The following is a 4,993-nucleotide window of genomic DNA, read 5'->3' on the forward strand; positions in this document are numbered from 1 at the left end:
CGATAGACGCGTCGTCATGCCTGACGGCATGACTGTGAGTTAAGTCAAGGATCGGGGCCCTGGCGGGCCCCGAGTTTGTGGTGCTGGTACTGGAACGGATGGGCCTGACGGCCCATGAGCCAACTGTTCGGCGTTGCTCGGCTCTGGCGAGCCGAGCTTGAGAGACCGAGGAACACGTAGGGGCGCCTGCCGGCGCCCAGTGATGTCAAAGGTTCTGGTTTCCCAGTTATTTGAGTTGGGCTCTCCCCTGCCGGAGAGAGCCCAACAAGGTTCGGCGTTGCTCGGCTCTGGCGAGCCGAGCTTGAGAGACCGAGGAACACGTAGGGGCGCCTGCCGGCGCCCAGTGTGGAGAGTCCCGCGGCACGTTGCCGACCGTCACGAAAGCAGCTATGCGTGAGTTGAGTCCTTGCTGACTGTTCATAGCGCTGACCGGATCGACGCAATCGCCGTACCTGGCGGCCCACGCTGGTACGGGCGGGCGAGGCACTACCAGACCGGCGTTGCCTACCAATTCCCGGCGTACGCCTGCCGGTGGCGTCCGCGTCCTCTCCCGGAGAATGTGTTGCTTCCAGGCACCAAGTACGGGGTGCTCGGCTGATCGTTCAAATGACAGCCGGAGACCGGCCGAGCCAGAAGGCAGCGACGGAGGGCTGCTCGACGCCGGTGGTGGAGCCGTCGTGCGGCAGGAGTTCGGTCGGGGCGATATAGCCGCCGCCCGGTTCGAGGCGGATGCGCAGGCAGAGCAGCTGGTGTCCGTCGGCGACGTACCGGCGGATGTGCTCGGCGTGGGGGTACGTCTCGGATCGAGAGCTCAAGGGCGAAACCCGGAGCGGGCGGTGGTCAGCAGTACGGCCAGTGGACCCCTTGTCCGCCGCCTCTGATCGCACGCCAGTCGGGGACGGGGACCCGGCCGGCGGCGGCATGGATCCAGCCCTTGTGGTGGTAGACGTGGGTGAGGATCGCGTCGAGGGCGTGCCAGTCGGCGTGATGCCCGCAAGCGCCACACCGGTTCGGGTTGAAGCTGCGGCCCCGCTGCCAGGCGGGCCGGTCATACAGCTGTGCCGCGACGTCTGCCGTGTCACCGTCCGGTGCCGCCAGGATCCGGCGCGCCATGTCGACGGCCTCGGGGAAGTCCGTGGTGGTGAACTCCTCACCGCGCGGCCGGGACGACGGCAGCAGCCCGAACACCCACCACAGGGAGAAGGAACACCGCTCACACGGTGCCTCGTAGGCCAGCACATCCACCTGCAGCGAACTCACCGCGCACCCTCCTTTACATGGCGATCCTGGCACACACCGGTCCTGGCGCCGCAGGAAGTCCGTCCCGCACCGAGCGGGTCGCCTGCGTCGCTGCCCCGGTAGGCGGCCGGGGCGGCGAGGTGCTGGTCGGTGATCCTTTGCGTCCCCGTGGAAACGGCCGTTACTCCCGGTTCGTGGGAGATCTGTCAGTGGTGGCCTTCACACTGGGAAGCCCGCGCGAGTGGTAGGGGGCGAGGGAGCCGGTATGGATCAATCGCGACAGTGGTGGCGGAGCGTTCTGTCCAGCGACTGGACGGTGTTCGCCCTGCCGGAGGACCTGGTGCGGGAACGCTATACGGCCCTGCTGGCCGCGTTGGAGGAGTTGTCCACCCGCGGCCCGATGTGGACACCGGCTCAGATCCTCGACCAGCTACGCACCGTGGGTTACCACGACGCGCTGGCCGAGGAGCAGTTGCTGGCGTCGCTGGAGCAACTGGCCAGGTGGGATCTAGCCAAGCCGTTTCGGGACTATGCGGCGCCGGTGCGCAGTTACCGCGGGGTGATCTCGCGGCAAGAGGCCTGGGCGTTGACGCTGCGGGGGCGGGCGCTGGTAGCCGCTGTGCGGGCAGCGGTGCTGGATTCACGTCGTGCACTGCAGTTGCCGAGCCGGTTGCTGGACGGTGTGGAGCAGACGATCCGCCGGATGCTGGAGCATTTCGGAAGCGATCCTGGGCTGCTGACGGGTGATCTCGATGATGTGCGGACCCGGATCGACGAGCTCCAACGCGTGACGGCCGACTTCTACGGTGCGCTGGCGCAGATGGTCCAGTCCGATGTCACGGACGACGACGTGTTCGGCAGGAACCGGGACCGGGTGCTCGAGGCGCTGCGGCAGTTCCCGCGCGAGTACGGACGCGCGCTGCGGCGGGTGGGGAACGCGCTGGCGGCGTTGCGGGAGACGGGCCACGGACCGGTCGTGGAGACCGCGGCCGTGCACGCGGGTCTGGTGGATCCGGCCGAGCAGCAGCACTGGGTGGACGAGCGCATGCGTCGTCTGGCCGACTTGGAGGCGTGGTTCACACCCGACGGGACGGTCTACCGGCTGATCGCTTCGGCTACCGGCGCTGTGCACACGCTCCTGATCGCGATCGACCGGCGTTACGCGGCCAGGAGGAGGGGCGCGGATCTGGGGGCCGACTTCCGCTCTGTGGCACGCAGCCTGCACCGGCAGGGCGGCGGGGAGCAGGCGCGGCGCGTGTACGGGGCGGCGTTCGGCGATTGGCCGGCGTGGCACGCTCAGATCGGGCCGGCTGAGGAGGACGTGGCGCACGCGGCGGTGGCGGCGGCCGGGATCGCGGCGCACCGCGTGGAGGTGACGCTGCGTGAGCACGAGCGGGTGGGGCGGCCTGGTGGCAGGCCGCGGAAGCTGGCGGACACCGCCGTGGACCGTCAGAGCGCGCTGGCGCAGGCGCACGAGGAGGCGCAGCTGCGTCGTCGGTTCGCCCGGGTGCTGGTGACGCCCGGGGAGGTGGGGCTGGAGCATTTCGCGGGGTTGGCGGCGGATGCTTTGGTGATCTTGCTGCGGGCGATTGAGGTCGCGCGGCAGGAGTTCGACCCCGTGCTGGGGTCGGGGTCCGCGGTGGCCGAGGGGGCCAACGTCGTGGTGCGGGTGCGTCCGGGGACGGCGGGCCGCCAGGTCCGTGTGGAGTTCGCCGAAGGGGTGTTGACCGGCCCGGATCTGCGTATTCGTGTCGATGCGAGTGAGCGGGCCGGAGAAGCGGTTGTGCAGGGGGTGGCATGAACGGCGAGGCGTTGGAGGCCGATCTGCGGGATGCGGCCCGGGTGCTGGTGGACCGGGGACGGGTTCGGGCCGAGGCCGAGCCGGAGCTGTACCGGGCGGCGGTGAAGGGGCAGGCCGCGCTCGCGGGGCTGTTTCGCTCGGAGCTGGGCTGGACGCTGGAGGTGCTGGAGGTGGCGCAGCTGGTCCGGCTGCACAAGCGGCGTGTGGATGTCCCGGGTGACCGGGGGCCTGCGGTGGCTCGCGGCGGGGGCCGTCCGGTGCTGCTGTCGCAGGAGGCGCTGGTGTTGGTGTGCTTGGTGTGTGAGCAGTTGTGGCGGCGGCCGCGGATGAGCGTACGGGAGTTGATGCAGGCGCTCGCGCAGGTGTGCGCGCAGGAGGCCGCCTCGGGTGGGCTGCCGCGGGTGCAGTGGGTGGCCGGGGAAGGGATGTCGAAGCAGGAGGCCCGCTGGCACCGGCAGAACCTGGTGGACGCGCTGCAGGTGCTGGAGGCGGAGGGTTCGGTGGAGGCGGACTCCGACCTGGAGCGGGTCGTGGTGGACGAGGACGCCGACCTTGTGGTGACCGCCTCGAGGGACCGGTTGGCGGCGCGGTTCTCGTCGTTGTCCCCCGCGTTGCTCGGCCTGGACGGGCTGCCCGCGCAGGAGCATGCGGCGGCCTTGTCGACCGCTTCGCTGCTCGACCCGGTGGCTCCGGAGCCGGACCAGGTGGCATCGGTGGAGGAGCGGCGGCTGCAGGCGCTGCGGCGGCTGGTGGACGACCCGGGTGTGGATCCCTTCGACGAGCAGACGCCGGGAACGGCGTACTTGCACACGCTGGCTGGCCGGGAGCGGGGGCTGGCGCTGCTGGCCGGCTTGGGGTTGGGGGTGAGCGTGCGCCGGGACTGGTGGGAGGTCACCGATCCTAGTGGGCTGGGAACCGCGATGGACTTCCCCAATGGGCGGCGGATGGAACGGCAGGCCGCATTGGCGTTGCTGGCTCACCTGGCCGAGCGGGACCGGGCCGGCTTCGTGGTGCAGGTGGGTGACGTGGTGGAGCTGCTGGAGGAGGTGCGGGCGGTGATGCCGAACTGGGCGGCCGGGTACAAGGCGCAGTTGCCTGCGTTGGCGCGGGCAGCGATCGGGGAGCTGGCGGCCGCACGGCTGCTGGTGCCGGTGGCGGGTGAGGCGGAGCGGTGGCGGGCGACGCCCGGGGGGCACCTGTGGCGGGTGCGGGTGGCGCACGCGGCCCGCGGCACGGCGGAGCCCGAGCCCGGCGGGACGTCCGGTATCGAGCCGAGTGAGGGGGACGCGTGAGGATCGCCGGGAACGGGCCCGTCGGGGCCGGTGACGTCGGACTGGGGGTGCCGGTCGCGGAAGGCCGGTGGCAGCCACGCGGGCCGGGGTGGTGAACTCCTGGGCCTGGGCCGAGGAGGAACTGCTGTTCGCCGACGGGTGGCTGACGCTCGCCGGGCCGAACGGATCCGGGAAGTCCTTGTCGGCGTCGATGCTGGTCACGGTCCTGCTGGACGCGGATGTGTCGCAGACCGCCTTGTCGGTGTCGGGGAAGGCAGCGGGAACGTTGCTGAGCCGGCACACCGACCGGGACGAGCAGCAGGACCGCACGGGGGTGTGGTGGCTGGAGTACGGGCGGCGCACCGGAGGCGGGGCTGTGGAGTATGTGACGACCGGGCTGTGGCTGCGGTCGGTCGGCAAGGTGGTGCACCGGGTGTTCTTCCTGGCGCGGGGGCGCGTCGGGGAGGGCTTGCGGCTGCAGGTGGACCGGGAGCCGGTGCGGATCGGTGACCTCGCCGCGCAGTTGGCTGCCTGCCAGGGGCATGCCTTCACCTCCAGCGCCGCCTCTGCGACGTCGAACCGGGCCCGGTTGTCGGAGCATCTGCGGGTGGTCGGGGACGAGCACGACTACCGGCGGGCGGTGCGCGAGGAGCTGTTCGCGCCGCTGGACGAGGTGCAGTTC

4 protein-coding genes and 1 pseudogene are annotated in these 4,993 nt (G+C 70.9%); 3 read left to right on the forward strand and 2 right to left on the reverse strand.

Features of this window, described 5'->3' with window-relative positions; genetic code table 11:
* Positions 1-602 precede the first annotated feature (602 nt).
* Positions 603-815 (reverse strand): hypothetical protein, encoded by a 213-nt coding sequence (locus AC3ERT_RS36390; protein ID WP_435179434.1) that lies wholly within the window; start codon positions 813-815, stop codon positions 603-605.
* Positions 816-840: 25 nt separating this feature from the next.
* The gene (locus AC3ERT_RS36395) at positions 841-1,260 is read right to left on the reverse strand and encodes a hypothetical protein (RefSeq protein ID WP_435179437.1); all 420 of its coding nucleotides are present in this window, start codon (positions 1,258-1,260) and stop codon (positions 841-843) included.
* Positions 1,261-1,504: 244 nt separating this feature from the next.
* Between AC3ERT_RS36395 and AC3ERT_RS36400 the strand changes: the two genes are divergently transcribed.
* The 3 genes and pseudogenes from AC3ERT_RS36400 to AC3ERT_RS36410 all read left to right on the forward strand — a co-directional run.
* A complete protein-coding gene (locus AC3ERT_RS36400; RefSeq protein ID WP_435179439.1) occupies positions 1,505-3,040 on the forward strand; it encodes a DUF2397 family protein in 1,536 nt (511 codons plus the stop codon).
* Positions 3,037-4,332: a DUF2398 family protein gene (locus AC3ERT_RS36405; RefSeq protein WP_435179442.1), complete on the forward strand. Its 1,296-nt coding sequence runs from the start codon at positions 3,037-3,039 to the stop codon at positions 4,330-4,332. The genes AC3ERT_RS36400 and AC3ERT_RS36405 overlap by 4 nt, the downstream gene beginning before the upstream one ends.
* A gap of 67 nt (positions 4,333-4,399) precedes the next feature.
* A pseudogene (locus tag AC3ERT_RS36410) lies at positions 4,400-4,993 on the forward strand (SbcC/MukB-like Walker B domain-containing protein); the annotation flags it as partial.

It is taken from the genome of Actinacidiphila sp. bgisy145 (assembly GCF_057708125.1).